The organism is Paenibacillus sp. 32352 (genome assembly GCF_002042965.1).
Taxonomy (GTDB): Bacteria; Bacillota; Bacilli; order Paenibacillales; family NBRC-103111; genus Paenibacillus_S; species Paenibacillus_S vulneris.
This window is the reverse complement of record NZ_MZNT01000018.1, coordinates 86592-109277: the sequence shown is the minus strand read 5'-3', so window position 1 is coordinate 109277 and position 22686 is coordinate 86592. Positions and strand designations below refer to the sequence as shown.

Genomic DNA, 22686 nt, shown 5'->3' with positions numbered 1-22686 from the left:
AAGGTCTTCATGTCTATTCGCTATTTTGGAAAAATAGAGGGAGGCTTGAAGGCCTCCCCTGGTTATGGAGCCTCTGCTTACGCAGAGACCACCTCCGGTTGTGTGTTCATTGCACTGATCACTCCTTTCCTTGAGTGTTAGCTGGCCTGCTACAATACTATTTACTCATATTTGCCAGGCTGTCTCAAGCGAAAGAATGGTTATAATGAATTTCTCCTTATGGCCTTATGATAAAAGAATAGCATCCTACGGCATCGACGCCCCTGCCTTCAGTCGGACAAGCTGCTCCAGCCGGCGCAAATCAAGCTGCTGCCGGATGTAGAGCGATTGCGCTTCCTGCAGGGTGATTTCCCGGAAGCGAACGGTTCCTCCCGGCTTCAGCTGGGCCAGCAGCGGCAGATCGGCGGCGGCGACCTGGGCGATGCGCGGATAGCCGCCCGTCGTCTGGGCATCGGCCATTAGCACAATCGGCTGGCCGCCAGGCGGTACTTGAACCGTGCCCATCGTCACGGCTTCCGAGATCATTTCACGCGGCTCGGCTTCCTCGAGCCGCGCGCCTGCCAGTCGGTAGCCCATGCGGTCCGACTGAGGGGTTATGCTGTAGGGCGTGGTGAAGAAGCTGTGCAGGCTGCCGCCTGTCATCGCTTCCGCCTCACGCCCGCGGGTCACGCGCACCGCCGGTTGCTCCGCATACGGCGGACGCGCGCTCGGCGCGATCGCCCACGCAGCGGGGGCGATCGGCGCCTCTGGCGCAGCCGCGGCCAAGCGGGCCGCGAGCGCGAGGGCGGCCGCCGAAGGCGCGCCAGCCTGCAGCCGGTCTCCCGGCTGCAGCGCACGCCCGGCAAAGCCGCCGAGCCGCGACGGCACGTGCGTGCTGCGGCTGGCGAGCACGGCGGGCACGGCGATGCCGCCCGCCACGGCCAGGCACGCGCGCGCCCCGCGGAGCGCGCGGCCGAAGCGCAGCACGGTGCCGCTGCGCACGAGCACAGGCCGCCAGCCGGGCAGCGGCGGCCCCTCATCGGCGCGGGCGTCCATGTCCGCGCCGCACAGAGCCACGAGCGCGTCGTCGTGAAATACGAGCGTCGCGCCCGTGAGGGTCATTTCGAGCGCAGCCGCGCCGCGCTCGTTGCCGACAAGCAGGTTCGCCGCCTGAAGGGCGAACCGGTCCATGGCCCCGCTTGTCACGACGCCCACGCCGCGCAGGCCGAAGCGCCCTTCATCCTGTACCGTCGTCAGCATGCCGGGATGCAGCACCTCGATCGTCATCGCGCATCCTCCTGTTCCACAAACCTCTCCCATCCGTCACCATCGGAGGGGGCGTCTTCCAGGGCGACAAACTGCGCTTCCGATATGGGCCTGAAACGAACCCGGTCGCCAGCCTGAAACAGGGAAGGCTGCGCTCTCCAAGGGTCGAACAGACGAAGAGGCGTTCGTCCGATCAGCTGCCAGCCGCCGGGGGATGCCACCGGATAAATGCCGGTCTGCATCCCGGCGATGCCCACCGTTCCTTCCGGCACAAGCTGCCTCGGATGGGCTCGCCTCGGCATGGCTAGAGACTCAGGGAGTCCGCCCATATAGGGAAAGCCGTTGGTGAAACCGACCATATAGACGGTGTACAATACAGAACAGTACCGTTCTATCGTCTCTTTCTCCGTAATGCCAGCTTGGGCCGATAGCGCCGGCAAATCCGGCCCGAATGCACCTCCGAAGCAGACGGGAACCACACGAAGAGCTTGGCGTCCTTCGTTCTCCATTTCGCTTATCGTTACATCTAGCAGCTTCAGCCGCCCTCTTATCCAGCTGCACATGAGCTCATAAGGAGAAGGCTCTTTTCCGGCAAGCGACACATCCGGCTTCAATTCTCCGCCCTGCACACTGCTGTGTGAAGAAGCTGTTTCCTCCCGATAAGCTTGCTTATCGATATATAACGCTACAGGATCATAATAGACGGTCACCGTCCTGTAGGCTCTGACGAATTCAACGACAGCCGGGCCAGGGTCATGCTCCAGACAGCGAACGGCTGCGCTGACGACATCCAGCATCGGTTCGCTGATTTCTCCGTCCCAACGAATGACAACCGCCTGTTCCCCAAGCGGGTACAGCTCATATTGCAGCGATTGAGCCGGATAAGTCCGCTCCACAGCGGCTTTCCGTTCGCCCCCGCTCTTCCAATCGCTTTCGTCCATTTAGAATCCGCGCTGCTTCAGCCACGATGCGCATACATCCGTCCATGCCTTGACCCCTGGCTGTTCTGCTGCCAGACCCAAGCCGTGGCGGCCGCTTTCAAAGACATGAAGCTCGAACGGCACGCGATTGCGGCTGAGGGACGATGCGAACAGAAGGCTGTTCTCTACCGGTACCGAAGCATCATCGGCCGTATGCCACAAAAATGTCGGCGGCGTATCCTCCGTCACCTGCAATTCATGGGACATAAGCTCCACCAAAGACGGATCCGGAGACTCTCCCAGCAAATTGTTCAGCGAGCCTTTATGAGCATAGGTGCCGAAGCTGATCACCGCATAACAAAGCACTAACAGGTCCGGGCGGCTGCTTTCGCGTTCAATCGGGTCCTCTGCATCCGGACGACCGGCATCATATTGGGTACCGGCAGATCCCGCCACGTGCCCTCCGGCCGAAAATCCCAGAATCCCTACCCGATTCGGATCGATATTCCATTGCTTGGCGTTGCTTCTCACCGTACGGATCGCTCTCTGCGCATCCATAAGCGGATTCGGATGACGGTAAGGAGCGACGCGGTAATGAACGACGAAGGCGGAGATCCCTAAAGAATTCAACCACAGCGCTACAGGCTCCCCTTCGTGCTGGGCTCTACGGGCATAGCCTCCACCCGGACAAACGACGACTGCGGCTGTCGGTTCTTCTCCTTCTACAAGATATGGGACCAGAGTCGGTTTATCCTCCGGCTCTTCCCCTAGCGCGTTCGGTGTTCCGTTTGGCCATAACAGCATACTCATTCCACAGTTCCCCCTCTAAGATTATCAGCATCATTGCCTAAAAATGGCTTCCTGCTTAAATCATACTATATTGGGGGCAATTCTTGAATACTCCGGAGGCAGCAACTTTCGCTTCATTGCCGCATCGCAGCAATGCAGGCCGGACCGCAGCGATCCGCTATTCCCCCAATAAGGAAGTCAGCTGACGGATGAAGAAATCATTTTCTTCTTGGGTCCCTACAGTTACGCGAATATGCTCCGGCATCCCCCATGTGCCGCCGTAGCGTACGATCACCCCAAGCTCCATAAGACGCCCATACAGCTCCTTCGCGTCAGGGCCAAGCTTCACAAGAATAAAGTTCGTCATACTTTCGGTATAAGACAATCCCAACACGCGAAAAGCCTCGTACAGCTGTTCCCGGCCGAGGGCATTCACGCGACGGGACGCCTCGACATGCTCCGTATCTGCAATGGCTGCCTTTGCTGCCTCTTGAGCCAAAGCGTTGACATTGAAAGGCTCTTTAACCTGCAAAATGCTTGCTATGATAGGAGCAGGCGCTGCCCCAAAACCAACACGGATGCCTGCCAATCCATAGATTTTGGAAAAGGTCTGGAGCACGATGACCGGATTTCCTTCCCGTACAAACTCAAGGCCGTCCGTATAGTCTTCGGCCGAAGCAAAGTGACTGTACGCGGAGTCGTACATGACAAGCACATCCTTAGGCAATGCGTTGAGCAATCGCCGAAGATCTTCACGGGATAAGTACGTACCAGTCGGATTATTCGGCGAGCATAAGAATACCATCTTGGTTCGTTCCGTAACGGCGGACAGCAGATCCTCCACATGATATTGATAGCTTTCGTCAAGCGGAACCGGAACAGGGACAGCTCCCATCAGGTGAGCCCCGAACTCGTATTCGCTGAATGACGGATGCGGTACGACAACCTCATCTCCCTCCTCCAAAAAAGCCTCCGCCACCAGCTTGATCAGCTCGTCGGCTCCATTCGTTACGATAAGCTGATCGGGAGTCAGCTGCAGCTGGGCAGCGATAGCCTCGTTCAGCCCCTTGGTGCTCGCGTCCGGATAACGATGAATTTCCGGCAAGTAGGCAATTATCGCCTCTACCGCCTTGGGGGAAGCCCCAAGCGGGTTTTCATTGGATGCCAGCTTGATGACCTTATCGATGCCGAGCTCTTGCTGTACTTCCCATATCGGCTTGCCGGGAGAGTACGGCTTCATATGATTCAATGCCTTGCGCGCTTTCACTTGAATGGTTGGGTTCATGGTACACGATCTCCTTATCGTTTACTTTATCACTACAATTCGATAATACATTAATACATTAATTTAGTAAAGTATCAAATCAAAAAAAGACTTCCTAAGAAGTCTTCCAATCTATACTCGAATCGATAGGAAATCCTCATCCCAGTAAGCTCCGTCGATCTTTAACGCTTGTTTTTCCGTCGCGTAGCATACGAAGCCCAGCGATTCATAGAGCCGTTTGGCCGCTTGGTTGCTGGAGATAACCGTCAAATGGACTCTTTCCAAGCCCGCACAAGTCTTAGCCTCCATCAGCAGTGCCGATACCAGTGCCTGACCCAGCCTTTGTTTACGGTATTCCGGAGCTACATACATGGCGTATAGATTCGCTTTATGCCTGAGCTTCGGATTGCTCTCACGGACCAATGTCACTACGCCGGCCAGTTCCCCTTCGTCCGAGAAAGCCCCCAATGTAAACTTACCGGCGGTAGGCTGAAGGTTATGACGAATGGTTTCCAGCGGCTTCGTAATTTCTAGCTCATAAGTAGTCAAAAATGCATCCGGATGCTCCTTAAGTGACCTGAGTCTGATGTCCCTGTACCGCTCGGCATCGGCTGGCGTCAGCTTGCGAATCACCATTCGTCCGACCTCCTTTCCTTATCGCCCTTCCCATTATACAAATTGCGAGGGGGGAGTGGACCACTCAGTCCCAAATAACCTCCCAATTGGAGTTCAAGGAAGCCTCGATCGTTCCTCTCTCCATAATGTAGATGGCTAGCAGCTCCGCCATATCTGTCGGAATGTCGCGTACGACAGGCTTGCCTTGGAACATGATATAATTGCCGCCGCCGCCCGCGCGGTAATTGTTCATAACGACATCATACTGGGCGTGCATATCCAGCGGCTTGCCTTGATACTGCAGCATGACGACGCGTTCCCCTTCCGGACGGGAAATGTTGAGCTTATATTCAATGCCTTCCCACATGTCGTAATTGTAATGCTGCGGTTTAGGCTCGCTGAACGAAGGGTTGACCTTCACTGACTCCCCGTCATACGTTTCAAAATAGGAGGCCGATCGTTCCAGCGCGTCCTTGATATCCTGTCCGCTGATTCTAATGACCTGGAGCGTATTAGGATAAATATAATTCGACACGATGTCGCGCATCGTAATATCCGGCGGGAACCCCGGAGCTATATTATCGAACAATGCCGTATTGGAGATCGGGGCGCCGGATAATTCCATCTGCACTTTGTTAATAAACTCGATCAGCGGATGCTCCTTGATCCGTACTCCCATGTGATCTGTTACTCTCATATCCCCGAGCAGCTTGCCGATAGGGCGGTCCAGCCACTCCTGGGTCAGCGCTTCATGCGGAGCGACGATGTCGAGCAGAGTGCTGTCCGGCTCCACTCCTTCAGGCGACAACAGCTCGGAGGACGACTGCGCTATGCTCCATTTGCCATCCCGCTTGGTCAATTGAAGCTGCACTTTTCCGAGATACGTCCCTTGGCTGCCCGGCTGAACTACGGTGACACCATTGATCTTGCAGTCCGCTATCGTACGGTGCTGATGCCCGGTCAGCAGCACATCGATTCCCTGGACATTTTGGCACATGGCATAGCCTTCATTTTCCCCGGTCAAAGGCTCAGTCGGATCACCCGACACCAAATTCCGTTCAAAGCCCCCGTGATAGGAGACGATCATTACATCAGGTTGCTCTTCCTTCTGTATTTTTGCCACCCATTTACCACAAGCCTCGAACGCATCTTCAAAGTGCAGGCCTGCGATATGCTCCGGCTTCTCCCAATTAGGAATGTAGTGGGTCGTAAGCCCCAGGATCGCAACGCGAATCCCTTCCGGAAGCTCGATCAGCCGGTACGGCTTGCCGAAGAACGGCTCCCCCGTCCTGGCATCGACAATATTGGCGCTCAGCCACGGAAAGCTCGATTCCCGCACCGCCTTTTGAAGAAGCTCCAGTCCATAGTTGAACTCGTGGTTTCCCATAACAGCCGCATCGCAGCCAATGGCATTCATACAGCTGATCATCGGATTCGGGGCTTCCGCGTTCAGCTTGGCATGGTGATAAGCAAGGGGAGTCCCTTGGATCAAATCTCCATTATCTATGTAGATGACATGTCCCCCGCTCCGCCGCTCCTTATTTATTAAGGAAGCAAGCTTGGCTAACCCGAAGGAAGTAGGCTGGTTATTGGCGTATTGGATAGGCAGCAAAGCCCCGTGCACATCGCTCGTTTCCAAAATCGTTATCGTGCAGGTTTGTTCGTTTGTCATGGGAAAAGAATCATCTCCGTTATCTTTTTTCTGTTTTCTCCAAATTAGGATGAACCTTGCCAGGCTTCAAAATTCCAATAGTCTACGGCGGTCTCGCGGCAAAAAAATGGAAGTGCTTTCAAACCAACCATTCGTACCGGTTCATTTCATTACGACCTATTTTAACAAATTTTTTGGCTGCCAAGGTACTTTCTTAACATTTTTTTTACTGTAGAAATGGACATATTATGCTATAGTAGATCATGGATTCCATTCCATAATTAACGGGAGGTCAAAAAAAATGCTTAAAAAAGTAGCGGCAATCAGCTTATCGCTTCTGCTATCTGCAGGTATTGCAGCGGGCTGTGCTAAGAAAGATCAAACTCCGGCTGCACCTGCGCCAACAGACAAAGGAAAAACGGAAACAGCAACAAAGGGTTATGTTCCTAAAGAGCTGACGGTTCAATTCGTTCCTTCCCAAAGCGCAGAAACTTTGGAAGCTAAAGCGAAGCCGCTTGAGAAACTGCTGGGAGACAGACTCGGTATTCCTGTTAAGGTTTCTATCTCCACTAACTACAACACGATTATCGAAGCTATGGCTTCCAAGAAAGTCGATATCGGCTTCCTTCCTCCAACCGGCTATGTATTAGCCCACGATGAGAAGAAAGCGGCTGACTTGCTGCTTCAAGCACAACGTTACGGCGTTGACGACGCTACAGGTCAAGAAGACAAAACGAAGCTTGTAGATTCGTACAAATCTATGATTATCGTGAAAAACGATTCCCCAATCAAGACTATTGCTGATTTGAAAGATAAAAAAGTCGCTTGGCAGGACGTTACTTCCTCCGCCGGCTACATCTACCCGGGTCTTGAGCTTAAGAAAAACAAGCTCGACCCTGATAAAGACGTAAAAGGGATCACCGTTAAAGGTCATGACAAAGGCGTTCTGGCTGTTCTGAACAACGAAGTGGACGCAGCCGCCATTTTCCAAGATGCTCGTACAACGGTAATGAAAGACGTTCCAGACGTATTCTCCAAAACACGCGTGTTGTTCTTCACCGCTCCAATCCCTAACGATACAATCAGTGTTCGTAACGATATGGATCCGGAATGGCGCAAAAAAATCGCGGATGCGTTCATCGCTATCGGTAAAGACCCTCAAGGTCAACAAATCATTTATGATGTTTACTCCCACCGCGGTTACACAACTTCCGACGACTCCAAATTCAACGTCGTTCGTGATGCTAACAAGCAAATGGGCGGTAAGTAATACAAGTACAAAGAAGTGGCCAGGAATTCCTGACCACTTCTTTTTTTGCCTTATTTGGTTTCTTGCTGATGCTTATTACACCAGTTTCTTACGAATATACCCGGAAATAATATCGATCACCGTTACCATGACAATAACGCCAAGCAGGATAATGCCGACCCGAGACCAGCTGCGGGCTTCCAATGCGAAGATAAGCGGCGTACCGATACCACCGGCACCGATAACCCCCAGGATGGCAGCGGAACGAATATTAATTTCGAACCGATACAATGCGAAGGAGAAAAAGTCGGGAAGCACCTGCGGAATGACCGCAAACCACAGCGTTTGAAGCTTGTTGGCACCGCAAGCGACAAGAGCCTCCTGCGGACCCCGATCCAAATTCTCGATGGCCTCCGAATACAGCTTACCCAGCATCCCGATAGAGTGAACCCCCAGCGCGAGCGCACCGGCGTAAGATCCTGGACCTACCGCTTTAATGAAGATGATTGCCATAACCACCTCAGGGAAGGTACGGATCAAGCTCAGCATAAACTTCCCGCTGCCTACCGCCCAGCGCGATTTGCCCTTGGCCGTAGCGGCCCAGAATGCAAAAGGAATACAGAGAACGGCCGAAATGAATGTACCCAGGATGGCGATCGCTACCGTATCCAGCAATCCGCGAAGCAGGTCCTCCCCTTCAGGTAAATAGACAAAGCCCCAATCCGGATGGAAAATGCCTTTGAAGATCGCCTTCGATACTTGACCCGCCGTTTCTTTAATGCCCGTAAACTCGATGCCCTTAAAGGCCCACACCAAAATAATAATGACAACGATCCAAATCGACCAATAACGAACTCGTTCGCCGATGTTCTTTTTATCCGTATTCATCATAGCAGCTTCTCCCGTAACTTAGTACTAATATAATCAATCACAAGCACGACCACGAGCGTGAACAAAATGATCGTTGCTGCCTGATCATAACGGAGACGGTCCAATGTTCTTTGCAGAATCAATCCGATACCGCCGGCTCCGACAAAGCCCAAGATCGCAGCGGCACGCACATTCACTTCAAACGTGTAAAGCACGTAGGCGGCAAATTGAGCCGTGACTTGCGGCACAACCCCAAAGTTGATCCATTGCAGCTTGTTGGCGCCGACAGCCGTCATAGCCTCCAGAGGGCCGGGGTCAATGGATTCAATCGATTCGTAAGTCAGCTTGGACACTAAACCGAAGGAGAAGAACGCAAGAGCGATCGTTCCTGCCAGCATCCCATAGCCTACGATAGCAGCAAAGACGCCTGCATACATAAGGTCTGGAATGGTCCGAACCAGGTTCAGAATGAACCGGGCCAGGGCGCTCAGCACAGGAATTTGCGTTACATTGCGTGCTGCCAAAAATGCGACGGGAATAGAAAGCAAGGAACCTACCACCGTTCCGATAATAGCCATTCGAATCGTTTCTATCATCGGGTCAATGACCGTACTCAGGTAGCTCCAATTGGGAGGATACATCTCCTGGAACAGCTTTCCCATCTCGGGAATACCTTGAATAAGCTCTACGAGAGAAGCGTCCGTTCGAATTGCGCTGCCGAACAAAAGCAGCAGAATGAAGATGACGGAAAGGGCAGGCTTTAAAGACGAAGGCTTTTGAAGCTGCTTCCCGCGTTGCTCGGATGCGGTCATTAGCCTTCCACCCCCAGCAGCTCGTCTTTCTTGATCGCGCGGCCGTAGATTTCCGAGAATTTCTCGTCGGTAGCTTCCGAAACCGGTCCGTCAAACACGACTTCCCCTGCCCGCAAGCCGATAATTCGAGTTGCATACTCTCTCGCCAGGTCAATGAAGTGAAGGTTTACAATCGTAGTGATGCCAAGCTCCTGATTGATCCGTCTCAAGTCATCCATAACCTGCCGGGTCGTCAATGGGTCCAGGGAAGCTACCGGCTCGTCAGCCAAAATAATTTTGGCTTCCTGTGCCAAAGCGCGGGCAATGGATACACGTTGCTGCTGGCCGCCGGAGAGCTCGTCTGCGCGGGCGTATGCTTTCTCGCGAATGTTAACGCGCTCCAGCGCTTTGAGGGAAAGCTCAATATCCTCTTTGGGAAACAGACCAAGAATGGTTCTAAATGTAGAGTGATAGCCCACCCGGCCGGAGAGAACATTACGCAAAACGGATACCCGTTTGACCAGGTTAAAGCTTTGGAAAATCATACCGATATCGCGGCGCATGCGGCGAAGCTCAGCCCCACGGGCAGCCGTGATGGACTTGCCGTCTATCAAAATTTGACCGTCGGTAATTTCATGCAGCCGGTTCATCGAGCGCAGCAGCGTCGACTTTCCTGCACCGGACAGACCTACGATAACGACAAAATCACCCGGTTGGATGGTGAGGTTAATATTTTTTAAACCTACGGTACCATTGGGATAAACCTTGGAAACATTTTGAAATTCAATCATAGGATAGGCGTTTCTCCTCTAGTATAAAATGACTAACATTCGATACATTCGACATGAAAGCCCGTATTCCTTTTTTCCATTGAAATCTATATATTTCCTCAATATTGTCTGCTCATTTTCCCCCAATCTCCACAAAAAGTACGCCTCCCCAAGCGTTTTGGATCAGCGCATCAACCGGTACTTTCGACCTATTTATGAAAAGAATGGGACCATCCACTGAATGAGCATCGTACAGGGAACCAGCAGCAATTGGGCAAGCCATGTGCCGCAAAACCGCGAAAACATCAGCCACCCGTACATTTTGCTGATGGAGGCCATGCTGGCCTTTCCGGTCATTGCCCGATCGGTCAGCAGAGCGACCTGCGGGTCGACCAGCAGGGTCATCAGGATCGTTGCGACGCCGTTCACGAGGCCCGACGACATGGAGGCAGCCGTACTGTGCCCGGGGCTAAGAAACGAAGCGTACAGCGCTGACAATACCCCGACGGTATAAAAGCCGGTGACGAACATGTTCAGCAGCAGAAGACGCTTCGGCACCCCTCCGACACGAAGGCGGGAAATCATCTCCCAGGTCGGGAGCTTGAACTGGCGGCCTGCGTATTTCAAGCTGCGAAAGGATACGGAATCCAGCACCAGGCGGGGCAAGGACCCGGTCACTTCAAGCCGGGCGATCAGCTTCACCGCTATACGGACCGCTGTAGGGAATAACAAGATGGCCAGCAGAGTGCCAAGCGACGCACCGGCAATCATGATGTGCATTTGAGCTTCCAGGGAAACGCCGGGATCGCGCTTGGCCTGATCGATGACGCCTCCCATCATGGGGCCCTGGATAAGATTCGACGTGCGCGAGAGCAGCACGATCATTCCCGTCAGCGACAAGGCGACGGCCAGCTTGCCTGTCCGAACACCAGCCAGCCGAATGCTGTAAGACAACGTTTCTACCGCATGGATGATCAGCGTTAACACTGCCACCCAGATTACTTTGTCCAAAATCATGCCATCCCTCCAGGCATTTTGCCGATTCCGTCCATTCTATTAAGAAGCCATTGGCCATTCAACAGAAGAGTCACACAAACAGAATCTCCGTCGTTAAGAATGATCTTACACTATACGGTACGAAAAAAAACAAGAAAAATGGCGTTGAACAACAATCGGTTTTGCAACGTAAAAAACGTGAAACCCTCCAGCCGCTTTGAGCGTGGAGGGTCTTCTGAATAATATTGCCTTATTTGCTTTTATTATAACGATCGTAAGCGGCCTTGTACGTTTTCAAATATTGGTCGACACCCATGCCATTGACCGTTGCCACATATTTATCCCACTCGTCGAAGGAGGCGGCGCCGGTAATCAATTTGGATTCCATCTCGCCGATATACGTCTGAATATCCGAGCCTTTAGTGCTCATGTACTCGTTCTCCGCATCGGTGAAGTTGAAGTTGTACCATAGATCCTTGATTGCATAAGGCTGAGCTTTCTTCCCGGCCTCTATCGATTCCGGCAGCGTCTCCGAGCCTTTGAAATATTTCTCCTGCACGTAGCCCGGATAGCTTCCGCCCATCCACGTCACATACTTCGTTAACGCCTGGTCCATCGTCAAGCCGTTCGGATTTTTCTTGATTTCATCGTTGTATTCGAGCTTGCCGTCAGCCGTTTTGGTGTAGCTTGTCCCTTCGACGCCCATGAAGTAAAACTGCGCGCCTTCGTCGCTGAAGAAGTGATCCATCCACCGGATGGTAGCCTCGATATTTTTGTTCTTATCCGTTATGACAAAAGCACCCGGCCACACCATCGGAACTTTGATGTGCGTGTACATCTGGTCCCCATGAGGTCCTTTCAGCGCGCCGAGTCCAAAATAGCCATCCCCGTTGAACTGGGTCTTCGGATTCGGGTTGATCGTTGAGCCGAGCACGTTCTTGGCTCCCTTGGCATAAAGCGCATTGCCGTTCTGCGTGAAAATATCCTTGTCTATCAAGCCTTCCATATACAGCTTGTTGACATATTGCAGCACTTCCTTGTAGTTCTGGGTCAAACGGAAGAAGCGAAGCTCGTTCGTCTTCGGATCCACATCGACGAATTTATGCCCCAATCCTCGATTGCCTACACCCCATGCTCCCTTGACTTGATCAATCAACGGACCGATGCCGGTACCGCTGTATGGAATTTCGTCCGGCTGACCGTTCCCGTTCAGATCCGTAGATTTCACAGCTTTCAGATACGCGTACAGCTCCTCCGTCGTCTGAGGCTCCTTCATGTTCAATTTATCGAGCCAGTCCTTCTTGACCCACAGCGGCGTACCGATCAGCATCGGCAAAAATTCCGGGCTGTAAAAAGAAGGGAACGAGTAAATATTGCCGTCCGGCATCGTCAATGCTTTGCGCAAGTCCGGATATTTATCCATCAGCTTCTTCAGGTTCGGCGCATAGTCGTTGATGTAATCGTTCAGCTTGACGAATACGCCTTGGCTGCCGTATTTCATCAGATCCGACGCGGGAACGCGTGCCGAATAGAACGCATCGGGGTAATCGCCGTTGGCCAGCGACAGGTTCCGCTTCTCCGTCAGGCTGCTGAAGGGAACGAACTGGAAGTTGACCTTCACATTCGACATCTTGGCGTATTCCTTCCACACGAGCCTCTCTTCGAAGCTGTTACTGCCATTCGTATCGGCAAGTCCCGTGAAGAAGGTCAGCTCGATCGGCTGGTTGACGATAGGCAAACCGGTCTTATTCACGTTGGGGGCTGCTGACTCTTTGCTCTCTGCCTGCTTGCCTGCATCCTTCGTATTGCTGCAGCCCGCTGTAAGGCTTACGGCCACAGCCGACGCCACTGTCAGCGCCGTTAGTTTCGTCCATTTCATCCGTATAGTTCCTCCCCGTTAATCTTTTCTCTATATGCCAAAAGGGAACCTGTCCCTTAAAAGCCTTAGTTGAATATGCATTCACCCTTTAAGCGCACCGATCATAATGCCTTTTACAAAATATTTTTGCAGAAACGGGTACAGCAGCAGGATCGGCAAATTCGCTACGACAACAACGGCATATTTGACTGCCTCCTGATCCATGATCGTTTTGGCGTGCGAGCTGTCCCCTACATTGACCATGTGCTCCATTTCACCTTGAACGAGAATTTCCCTGAGAAGCAGCTGCAGCGGATACAAGCTGCGATCCGTCAAATAGATCATGGCATTAAAGTACGCATTCCAGTGCCCGACCGCATAAAAGAGCACCATAACCGCCATAATGGGCATCGACAAGGGCAGCACGATCCGCCACAGCGTCTTCCAGTCCGAGCAGCCGTCAATAGACGCGGCCTCCAGAATTTCTCCGGGAATGCTGCTCTGGAAAAAGGTGCGCATAATGATGATGTTCCAAACGGAGACGGCCCCCGGAATGATCAGCCCCCACATGGAATTCAGCATTCCGAGCTGCTTGACCAGCATATAGGAGGGGATTAAGCCGCCGCTGAAAAACATCGTAAAGACAAGCATCGCCGTGATGACGTTGCGTCCGTAAAAGCTTCTTTGCGAGAGCGGATAGGCCGCCATAATCGTCATGACGAGATTGATAGAGGTGCCTGCCGCCGTGTAAATGATCGTATTCAAATAGCTTCGAAGCAAATCCTGGTTTTCCAGCACCTTCTGATAGCCGACAAAGCTCAGGTCCTTCGGCCACAGCCACATCTCCCCGTTCAATACGTTCTCGGGATTACTGATCGAGGCGCTGAGCACAAATACGAGCGGATACAACACCACAACGGTGACTGCGGCTAACAATGCGTAAACGAACGCTTCGAACCACTTGTCTCCTATACTGCCATTTGCCATGAGGCTCCTCCCCTTCACCATAAGCTGGCCTGATTCACTGCCTTAGCGATCCGGTTCACGGTCAGCAGCAGGATAAAGTTAACAACGGAGTTGAACAGTCCTACTGCCGCAGCGAAGCTGTATTGTGAGCCAAGCAGCCCGCTCCGGTATACATAGGTAGAAATCACATCCGAGCTTTCGTTATTGAGCGAATTTTGCATCAGGAACACCTTCTCGAATCCGACCCCCATCAAGCTGCCGATGTTCAGGATCAGCAGAATGACGACCGTCGGCATAATGCCGGGCAGATTAATGTGCCAAATGCGCTGCAGCCGCGTTGCCCCGTCGACCTTGGCGGCTTCATGGAGCCCGGGATCAATGCCGGCGAGAGCCGCCAAATAGATGATCGAGCTCCAGCCCATTTGCTGCCACACACCGGACAAGACGTAGATCGTTTTGAACCATTCGGGCTTGGTCATGAAGGATATCGGCTCGCCGCCGAAGGCTTGGATCATCGTATTGACGATACCGCTGGTCGGTGACAGGAACATGATAACGAGACCGACAAGCACGACGGTAGACAGGAAGTGCGGCGCATAGGTTACTGTCTGCACCCATCTTTTAAACCCACTGTGCCGCACCTCATTAATTAGCAAAGCAAGCACGATCGGCACCGGAAACCCGACGGCCAGCTCGTATAAGCTAATGCCGAGCGTATTTTTCAGCAGCCGCCAGAAGAAGTAGCTGTCGAAAAATCGGAGAAAATGCTTAAATCCGACCCAAGGACTGCCTCCGATCCCTTTGGTAGCTATAAAATCCTTGAAAGCGATCTGTACTCCGTACATAGGAAAATAGTGAAATACGATGAAATAGACCAGCACCGGCGTGATAAGCAAATAGAGCTGCCAATGGCGGATGATCGCCCTCAGCGCCCTGCTCCGATGCTTATGTTTGCTTGCCGCCGTACCCAGTACCCGGGTTGGTTGTACATGTTCCAAGCCTCTTCCCCCTTTTGCCAAAAAACCGTTCACCGTTGGGATAAGCAAATAAGACCCTGGGAAAATCAAAAGTAAACAAGCTGTTTTCGTACGAAAACGCTGCGCCGGTTTCCTTTTGGGTTTTCTCAGAGTCTCCACCCAATCGTTTGTTTTATGAAAATTTGAAATGATTGTCCAAGATGAGAATCTCGCTTCCTGACGATTCCCTTTGGAATCCGTTACGCCTTGTTCTCATTCCCTGTAGTTCAAGCTTACCTCCGGATCGTTATCGGAATATTAGGCCCGTGTTAATAAACGGTAAAGATGGGCTTTTTGCCTATCAATGATAATTGAGTTAATAAGTCTACATAGGGCACAAGCCAATTCGAAACAATTAAAAGTAGCAGGGCGGGGAAGAAAAGGATCCGGTTTGAAATCAAGGAAATCTGCATTCCCGGGTGCCGCGACATTCCATCCTGTACTGAGTAAGATCAAGTTTCATCTCCACAAGATCCAAACCTGGAGCAAAACCGTTCTGGACAATACGTCCTGCAATGAATCCGAAACGTTCGAAGAAACCGCGACTGTATTGTGAAGTCTCGATCTTCACCGAGGCAAACTGCGATTCGACCGCAATTCGACGCAGCCGCTCGGCCAGAAGCTGACGGCCGATTCCGCGGTGATGGACATCCCGCAGGACCATGCCCCAGCAAAGCACCGCAACAGTATAATCTTCTTTATTTGCCGCGTAACCGCCACAAGCGACAATTGCGCCTTCGTCTTCTTCCACGACGAAATACGGCACCTTCAGCTCATTGAGAAAAGAACCAAAATCTTTACGCTCCTCATATGCAAAGTAAAGCGGAGTGTTACTATCGAATATAGCCTCGCAAGCTGCCCGATCTTCGGCCTGATAAGGACGCACATGATATTGACCGTTTTTATTCATCTGTTTATCCCTCCGTTTATTCCCCCGTACCTCCGTTGCGGCGCAAAGCTAACGGAGCTTCAGGGGCGTTTTTGCTTCGCTTCTCGCCATTGTTCTTCCGTTCCTACAAAGAAGGTAAGTTTTTCAGGAATTTTTTCCGTTTGGCCATCGGATCCAACTTTCCCTCCCCCAGATGTACCTTGATCATGGATCATTGGCACATTTGTTGGAACTTTAACTTGTCGACCATCTTGCTCAACATAAAATAAAACCATTGGCCCTGAAACATTCTTGCTTGAAGTCATTACTTTCCCAGATGGCGGGACCTCATAGATTAAAGTGCCACCCTCTTCTTTTAAAGCAGGAGAACCGGGTTGTTCGTATGTAACCTCAACCCATCCTGTAAACCCTTTTGTCAATAAGAACTTATGTGTAGGATTCTCTGTGGATTGGTTTAATAAAAAAAGTCCGACTGCCACAATGCAAACCGTTACTATTGCAATGATGAATATAATAAAAAAATTGGAATATCTCCCCCTATTTAACATAATTTCATCCTTTCCTTAGCGAATTACCACTTAGTATATCGAAAGCTTACAGTGAATGGAATTCTTCGTCACGATGATACTTTACAAATTCCAAGATAATTTGAGCCCCCGCCTCCTCTTTCGGCATGTGAATGAACTTGCTAACGTGAACCATATCACTTATAAATAGTTCAACGAACTGCATCATAAGAGCAATAACACAGTAGACTATCATCGAAAGTAATAATAGTACGACTCATATCATCTTTGATTTCCCCATTTCCGGGTTTGGCCATTCGAATTTGAAGAAAAACCCCCACACCTAATGATGTGGGGGAGCGGTACAATTAATATAATTTTACTGATATACGTTACCATCACCCTGTTAAGGTGCCGATGATATTACTTCTCTTCTTTAATATAGGTATTGCCATATAAAAACAGCCAGGGCATTTACGCTTCAAGAGCGCTGTTTGCCTAGCTGCTTTAAACAATGTTATGGAGTCAAGCTAACCCGCTACGTCCCTTTTGGTAAACAGGAGCCAGGACACAGCATAGAACAATAGCCAGTAAAGAATAAGCATGGTAACCGAAAACCCCAGCGTCATGCCGGCAACCGGAGGTTTGCCCCCCAGCAGATAAGGCGATAAGTTCGTATTCGCGAATAGGATGTATTTGACCCAGGTATATTTGAACTGGGCGAGCACCATCACGATCGTATCGGCCGTAGGCATTAAGCAGATGGATAACCCGATAGCAAGCGAGCTGCTGCGGAAGGCGGCCGAAATCATGAATGCCAGCGTCACGTACATGAGCTGGTCAATCCACTTGATGCCGTAGGCCTGCATAATGCGCGGGAAGGACTCCGCATCGGATGCAGCTCCGCTCAAGCCGAAAAACAGCAGGCCGACAAAATAGGATATGATGAGCAAAAACAGCGTAAAGGCGGTTAATGCAAGTACTACAGATACGTACTTGGAAGCCAAAATTTTGCTTCTTGTTGCCGGGCGGATAAGCAGGAGCTTAATGGTCCCCCATGTAAATTCGGAAGCGACGATATCTCCCGCGATAATAATCGAAAACAGGAACACCAGCCAGCTTAAGCCCGTGGACATCACCATGAAAGAGAATGCATGGTCTATTCCGCTCTCAATGACATATTTGAGCATAAACGCCATTGAAACGACGAAAATCAGAATGATTCCGAGCATGATCCATGTGCGAAGCCGGCTGTATATTTTCATTTGTTCGTTTCGGACGAGATTCAAAAAATTAGACAATCTGATTCCCCCTTGTTACCTCCAGGAACTGCTCTTCCAGAGATTTGTTCTGGGTACGGATTCCGTATACGCGAATCCCTGCAGAGACCAGACGCTCATTGAGCTTGGCAATCTCCTCCCGGCTGCCGAGCTGTACCGTCAAGATCCCGTCCGTCTTGGCAGAAGCTCCTTCTTCGGCACCGCCGTTCTCAGACGGTGAGGCTGCATACGGTTGTACGTGCCCTTCTCCTAACAGATCGGATGCCGCTCTCGCCGCCTCATCCGGACGGTCAACCTCCAGCACCACTTCCAGCATGCCGGGCCCCGATTGTGCCTCCTTGAAGGATCGGACATCCAGCAGCCTTCCGTTCTGAATGATGGCGACCCGGTCGCACATCAGCTCCATCTCCGACAGCAGATGGCTCGATACGATAATGGCGATGCCTTCCTTCTGCGACAGCCGGCGCAAATAATCCCTCAGCTCTCTTATGCCTTCGGGATCTAGGCCATTCGTCGGCTCATCCAAAATCAATACGGAGGGACGGTGCAGAATGGCTTGGGCTACGCCCAAACGCTGCCTCATCCCGAGCGAATAGGTTTTCACCTTGTCGTGAATTCGGTGCTCCAGCTTAACCAGCGAAATCACTTCCTGCAGCCGCTCTTCCGTAATTCCCGGAATCATCCGGGCAAAATGCTGCAGGTTCTGGTAGCCGGTCATAAACTTATAAAATTCCGGGTTTTCTACAATAGCGCCAACATGCATCATCGCCTCTTCAAACCGGCTCTTGATGCTGAGGCCTTTGATCAGCACTTCCCCGACGGACAAGGACATCAGCCCGACCATCACCCGAATGGTCGTTGTTTTGCCGGCCCCGTTAGGCCCGAGGAAGCCAAACACTTCTCCCGGAAGGACATCAAACGATAAATGGTCGACAATCGTCTTGGAGCCGATGCGTTTGGTTACATCTCGAAGCTGCACTACAGGAATGGTATTCATTAGGCCTCCAAAAGAAAAAAAGAATGGCCGCACATGGCGGAGTCACGGCAAAAAAAGGTATGGTCACTTTGTAGGAAAAGTATACCATACCCTTTAGTTTTGACCAAACCATGCGGCGCAATACTATTCTTGCTCGTAATACTGCGCCAGAGCAACCATCATGCTGCCCATTCTCTCTTCCTCGGGCGCCACGACCCGCTCGATCCCCTCATCACGAAGCGCTTCGGCCGTCACCTTCCCGACGGCTACGGCTACCGTATTCTCCCGGAAGGCCTCGAGGATCGACTCCTCCAGCCCCTTTTCCCGAGCGTAGCGCATCAGGAAGCGAACTTGCGGGGTGCTTGTGAAGGTCACCGCATCCACTTCTCCTCTTACGATTTCGGTGAGAAGCGTATCCACCACACCCAGTTCAGGGGGAACGTGCAAATAAGGCAGAATCTCATAATATTCGGCTCCCTGCTCCTTGAGCCAATGGACCAGCTGTGGAGCATGATCGCCGTACAGCTGAAGCGCTACGCGCTGCCCTTGCATCGGATACGGCTGAAGCGCCCGGACGATTCCTCTCGTCGTTCCGTCGTCATCCCGAACCTTGGGTGTCAGACCGAGCGTTTTTAAGTATTTTACCGTTTTGTAGCCGCGCGCGGCGATATTCGTTTGGCGCAGACAGTCCAAAAATGCATCGGCCACACCGATGCTCTCGGCCGTTTGGTACAACAGCTCCGTACCGGCTCCGGTGGTGAAAATAATCCAGTCGCTGCCTTCCTCCAGCAGCTTCTTTAACTGGGCTCCCACCTTCTCCTGCTCAAGCGCCACTGTGCCTTGCGCCGGACGTACCAGCGGGACGCCTCCCATCTTCTCGACGATCACGCTCATTTCCGCGGCCTTTCTCGGCCCGGTGATCGCTATCCGTTTCCCTTCCAACCTGCGCATCTCTTCTCTCCCTGTTCTATCTATTATTGCGTTATTTCATATCGAATTAGTTGTACTATATCGCAGAAGTTCGTTATTTACAACCAAAAACTGCTTATCAAATCCATAAGCAAAGCTTATGCTATGTTAATTACGTATATTTTGACAGAAATTAAAGCATAAAGTTCAGGTATAGGGCTTGCAGCGGGCCCTGGATTCCATACCTTTCGCGGAAGCCCCAAAAAAGCCAGCCGACAGAGCGGTCTGACTTTTTGCGGCACGAGGGCTGAACCTATGAAGCTGCCGGCGCCGGAGCATATTCGCTGTATTTTTGCTGAAGCTTCCTGATCTTCTTGATAAGCTCAGTCCCGATATAAGATTCATACTGGGTATAGATCGGCTCCCATGCGTTCATCCACTCTTTACGCTCCTCCGGGCTCAATGTGTATATCTGTATCCGGGATTCGTTCCTGATTTCCTCAAGCTGCTTTTGATTCATTAGAATGGCGTTCTGGTTGGCCCATTCCGTCGTCTCCTCCATTGCCTCTTCAATCTGCTGCTGTATGTCGGCGGGGAGCTTCTTCCAGAATGTCCGGTTCATCAGGACGGCATAGCCGAGATAACCATGGTTGCTGATCGTCAAATACTTTTGAACCTGGTAAAACTTTTTCGTGTAAATATTGGAGATCGAATTTTCGCCACCATCCACAGTGCCGTTCTCAAGATTACGGTACACTTGATTAAACGGCATCTCCGTCGTCCGCATATCAAACAAACGAAATTCCGCGTCCAACAGCTTGCTGCGCATCGTCCGAAAATGCTGACCCCTTAGGTCCGAAGGATGAACGATCGGCCCAATGTTACTTGTAAGCTGCTTGAATCCGTTGCCCCAAAACGCCATGCCCACCATGTTAACCCGCTCCAGCTGTCCGAATAGCGTCGATCCGATCTCCCCCTGAAAGGCTTCCTGCACCGCTTCATTGGTTGGAAAAGCGAAGGGCAAATCGAGAGCCATCCACGATGGCAGCAATTCCGACAGGTTCGGGAAGGACGGAGCGATCATCTGTACGCTGCCCTGCTGCAGCGCATCGATCTCATCCACCTCCGAATAAAGCACCCCGTTCGGATAAACCTCTACCTTGACACGATCGTTTGTCTTCTCCTTCACCAGTCTTGCAAATTCCTGAGCAGCCAGCCCCTTGGGGGTATTCTCCGCGACGACATGGCTGAACTTGATCACAAGCTGGGTATCGAACCCTTCCTGCTCATCATCATAGGCAGCCGGCGCTTGCGACAGCATAGGGTAAAACCCTATCAGCACCGCCGCAGCCATTCCCGCGGCAACCATCAGCGCGATACTCCAATAGGATCTCATGATGCGACTCCTTGCTTCCCGTTTTAGATACGATAGACCGCTGCTTCGCTAGTGAATATCCTTTTTCTTGAACCGACCGCCCTTGACGTCATGGATATTGCCGATGGCTAAGAACGCGTTCTGGTCGTGGTCCTCTACGATCGATTTCAGCTTGGCTTCCTCCAGCCGGGTAATAATGCAGAAGATGACCTTCTTTTCCCCGCCGGAAAATCCGCCTTCCCCGTTCAAATAGGTTACGCCCCGGCCCAGACGGCTGAGCAGCGCATCCCCGATAGCCTTGTAATTATCGCTGATGATCCAAACCGATTTGGATTCGTCGAAGCCTTCAATGGTGATGTCGATCATTTTATAAGCAATATAATAAGCGATCAAAGAGTACATGGCATGATCCCAGCCGAACACGAAGCCTGCGCTGCCGAGAATAAACAGGTTGAAGAACATAACGACTTCGCCTACGGAAAATGGAGTTTTCTTGTTGAGGAGAATTGCAACGATTTCCGTGCCATCGAGAGAGCCGCCGGAACGGATTACCATCCCTACGCCTATCCCGACGATAATGCCGCCGAACACTGCCGCAAGCAGTGGATCAATAGTAAGCGGTGGCACAGGATGAAGCAGCCATGTCCCGACGGACATGAAGAATACGCTGATCAAAGTGGAAATTGCGAAGGTTTTTCCGATTTGCTTATAGCCTAGAAACAAAAACGGCATGTTAACCAGCAGTAAAAAGACACCAAGCGGAATTCCGGTAAGATGGGACAAAATAATCGATATCCCTACGACACCGCCGTCAATAATATTATTCGGCACTAAAAATATTTCTAGTCCTACAGAAACTAAGGCTGCCCCCAGGAGCATGAAAAAAGCTCTTCTAATTAGTTGGAGCCGAGTGGCCCTGGAGTGATGCGGAAGTGTGGGCTCCGATTGACTTTTTTGCACAACGTTCGCTGACATTTCCTCTTCCCCCTTCGATTAGTTGGTCGGTTAAATCGAACTCAACCGCAAGCTCCCAAATAATCATGTCTGTTGCTGCAAGCTGTCCGCGGATAAATTCCTTTGACTGCTCAAGCTCATGGAGCTCCAGCTGCCTTATCAGCGCTTGCTTGCGCACGAGCAACCGATCAAGATAATGTTCGATTTTGGACTTGCGGTACGTTTCCGCCATAACGTTGTTACCCCTCCCGGTAAGAATGATTGTTTCTTCACACTATAATTGTATTCATTTGTATACAAAAAATCAAAAAAATCAGCAAATAAATGAACTGCCAAGTTTAGGGACAACCTAATTTCATCAAATGAAAGGGGCTGTAACCGTTGAAACCATCCCGTTTTTATGCCATAAAAAGTTGTCTTTGTGTTCTGCTCTGCTTCCTGATGGCGTTCCAGCTGTCAGCCTGCGGAGGCAAGAGCAAAAGCAGCTCAGGAGGAAAAGGACAGCAGAAGGCACAAAGCACTCAGCAGCAAAAGCCGGTTGATTCGGCGCTGCGTGAGCAGATGAACATGTATAAACAAATCAAGCAGCATGAGTATGAGGAAGCGGAAAAAATCAGAAAGGCGGATAAAGAGCAGCTCAAAAAGCTGCAAAAATCGCGTCAGCAATCCGGTACCTCGAAGGAGAAAGAGAAGGAGAAGGGCGGAAAGTCCGGAGAAGAAGGCCAAGGAAAATCCGGGGGAAGGTCGGGCGGAAAATCGGGCGGCAGCTCCGGAGGCAGCCAGGGCAGCAAGTAATG

General features: G+C 51.5%; 23 protein-coding genes. 2 read left to right on the top strand and 21 right to left on the bottom strand.

The window, feature by feature from the left end:
- Positions 1-246: 246 nt before the first annotated feature.
- From B1728_RS31645 to B1728_RS31620, 6 genes are all read right to left on the bottom strand, one after another.
- Positions 247-1266, bottom strand: a complete 1020-nt coding sequence (locus B1728_RS31645; RefSeq protein ID WP_079914418.1) for a 5-oxoprolinase subunit C family protein — start codon at positions 1264-1266, stop codon at positions 247-249.
- Positions 1263-2186: a 5-oxoprolinase subunit PxpB gene (pxpB, locus tag B1728_RS31640; RefSeq protein WP_079914417.1), complete on the bottom strand. Its 924-nt coding sequence runs from the start codon at positions 2184-2186 to the stop codon at positions 1263-1265. Before pxpB ends, B1728_RS31645 begins: the two co-directional genes overlap by 4 nt.
- Positions 2187-2975: an alpha/beta hydrolase gene (locus B1728_RS31635; RefSeq protein WP_079914416.1), complete on the bottom strand. Its 789-nt coding sequence runs from the start codon at positions 2973-2975 to the stop codon at positions 2187-2189.
- A gap of 157 nt (positions 2976-3132) precedes the next feature.
- Positions 3133-4239 carry a histidinol-phosphate transaminase gene (gene hisC, locus B1728_RS31630; protein ID WP_079914415.1) on the bottom strand — a complete coding sequence of 369 codons (1107 nt, stop codon included), beginning with the start codon at positions 4237-4239 and terminating at the stop codon, positions 3133-3135.
- Positions 4240-4350: 111 nt separating this feature from the next.
- Positions 4351-4854, bottom strand: coding sequence for a GNAT family N-acetyltransferase (locus B1728_RS31625; protein WP_079914414.1), 504 nt, complete (start codon positions 4852-4854; stop codon positions 4351-4353).
- Positions 4855-4918: 64 nt separating this feature from the next.
- Entirely contained in the window at positions 4919-6505 is a 1587-nt protein-coding gene (locus tag B1728_RS31620) for a bifunctional metallophosphatase/5'-nucleotidase (protein ID WP_079914413.1), read from the bottom strand.
- Positions 6506-6785: 280 nt separating this feature from the next.
- Here B1728_RS31620 and B1728_RS31615 point away from each other — a divergent pair, with 280 nt between their 5' ends.
- On the top strand, positions 6786-7754 hold the full coding sequence (locus B1728_RS31615) for a phosphate/phosphite/phosphonate ABC transporter substrate-binding protein (RefSeq protein WP_079914412.1): 969 nt from the start codon (positions 6786-6788) through the stop codon (positions 7752-7754).
- A 75-nt stretch (positions 7755-7829) separates the two neighbouring features.
- Here the strand turns inward: B1728_RS31615 and phnE (B1728_RS31610) are convergent, their stop codons facing one another.
- The 15 genes from phnE (B1728_RS31610) to B1728_RS35960 all read right to left on the bottom strand — a co-directional run bounded on the left by phnE (B1728_RS31610) (position 7830) and on the right by B1728_RS35960 (position 22121).
- The gene (gene phnE / locus B1728_RS31610; protein ID WP_079914482.1) at positions 7830-8621 is read right to left on the bottom strand and encodes a phosphonate ABC transporter, permease protein PhnE; all 792 of its coding nucleotides are present in this window, start codon (positions 8619-8621) and stop codon (positions 7830-7832) included.
- A complete protein-coding gene (phnE, locus tag B1728_RS31605) occupies positions 8621-9415 on the bottom strand; it encodes a phosphonate ABC transporter, permease protein PhnE (protein ID WP_079914411.1) in 795 nt (264 codons plus the stop codon). The genes phnE (B1728_RS31610) and phnE (B1728_RS31605) overlap by 1 nt, the downstream gene beginning before the upstream one ends.
- Positions 9415-10185 (bottom strand): phosphonate ABC transporter ATP-binding protein, encoded by a 771-nt coding sequence (phnC, locus tag B1728_RS31600; protein WP_079914410.1) that lies wholly within the window; start codon positions 10183-10185, stop codon positions 9415-9417. The genes phnE (B1728_RS31605) and phnC overlap by 1 nt, the downstream gene beginning before the upstream one ends.
- 192 nt (positions 10186-10377) lie before the next feature.
- Positions 10378-11181, bottom strand: a complete 804-nt coding sequence (locus B1728_RS31595) for a lipid II flippase Amj family protein (RefSeq protein WP_179136281.1) — start codon at positions 11179-11181, stop codon at positions 10378-10380.
- Positions 11182-11410: 229 nt separating this feature from the next.
- Positions 11411-13039, bottom strand: a complete 1629-nt coding sequence (locus B1728_RS31590; protein ID WP_079914409.1) for a type 2 periplasmic-binding domain-containing protein — start codon at positions 13037-13039, stop codon at positions 11411-11413.
- Positions 13040-13120: 81 nt separating this feature from the next.
- Positions 13121-14005 (bottom strand): carbohydrate ABC transporter permease, encoded by an 885-nt coding sequence (locus B1728_RS31585; protein ID WP_079914408.1) that lies wholly within the window; start codon positions 14003-14005, stop codon positions 13121-13123.
- A gap of 14 nt (positions 14006-14019) precedes the next feature.
- Positions 14020-14982, bottom strand: a complete 963-nt coding sequence (locus B1728_RS31580; RefSeq protein ID WP_483311001.1) for an ABC transporter permease — start codon at positions 14980-14982, stop codon at positions 14020-14022.
- A gap of 415 nt (positions 14983-15397) precedes the next feature.
- Complete coding sequence (locus B1728_RS31575) at positions 15398-15910, bottom strand: GNAT family N-acetyltransferase (protein ID WP_079914407.1); 513 nt, start codon at positions 15908-15910, stop codon at positions 15398-15400.
- Positions 15911-15969: 59 nt separating this feature from the next.
- A complete protein-coding gene (locus tag B1728_RS31570; protein WP_079914406.1) occupies positions 15970-16437 on the bottom strand; it encodes a DUF6843 domain-containing protein in 468 nt (155 codons plus the stop codon).
- A gap of 488 nt (positions 16438-16925) precedes the next feature.
- Positions 16926-17696 (bottom strand): ABC transporter permease, encoded by a 771-nt coding sequence (locus tag B1728_RS31565; RefSeq protein WP_079914405.1) that lies wholly within the window; start codon positions 17694-17696, stop codon positions 16926-16928.
- On the bottom strand, positions 17689-18672 hold the full coding sequence (locus B1728_RS31560) for an ABC transporter ATP-binding protein (protein ID WP_079914404.1): 984 nt from the start codon (positions 18670-18672) through the stop codon (positions 17689-17691). Before B1728_RS31560 ends, B1728_RS31565 begins: the two co-directional genes overlap by 8 nt.
- 123 nt (positions 18673-18795) lie before the next feature.
- Complete coding sequence (locus B1728_RS31555; RefSeq protein ID WP_079914403.1) at positions 18796-19602, bottom strand: uroporphyrinogen-III synthase; 807 nt, start codon at positions 19600-19602, stop codon at positions 18796-18798.
- Positions 19603-19873: 271 nt separating this feature from the next.
- Entirely contained in the window at positions 19874-20956 is a 1083-nt protein-coding gene (locus B1728_RS31550) for a DctP family TRAP transporter solute-binding subunit (RefSeq protein WP_079914402.1), read from the bottom strand.
- A 48-nt stretch (positions 20957-21004) separates the two neighbouring features.
- Entirely contained in the window at positions 21005-21814 is an 810-nt protein-coding gene (locus B1728_RS31545) for a YitT family protein (protein ID WP_377739822.1), read from the bottom strand.
- 13 nt (positions 21815-21827) lie between these two features.
- Complete coding sequence (locus B1728_RS35960; RefSeq protein WP_144028076.1) at positions 21828-22121, bottom strand: hypothetical protein; 294 nt, start codon at positions 22119-22121, stop codon at positions 21828-21830.
- 149 nt (positions 22122-22270) lie between these two features.
- On the opposite strand from B1728_RS35960, the gene B1728_RS31540 reads away from it, so the two are divergent.
- Positions 22271-22684 carry a hypothetical protein gene (locus tag B1728_RS31540; RefSeq protein WP_079914400.1) on the top strand — a complete coding sequence of 138 codons (414 nt, stop codon included), beginning with the start codon at positions 22271-22273 and terminating at the stop codon, positions 22682-22684.
- Positions 22685-22686: the final 2 nt, after the last annotated feature.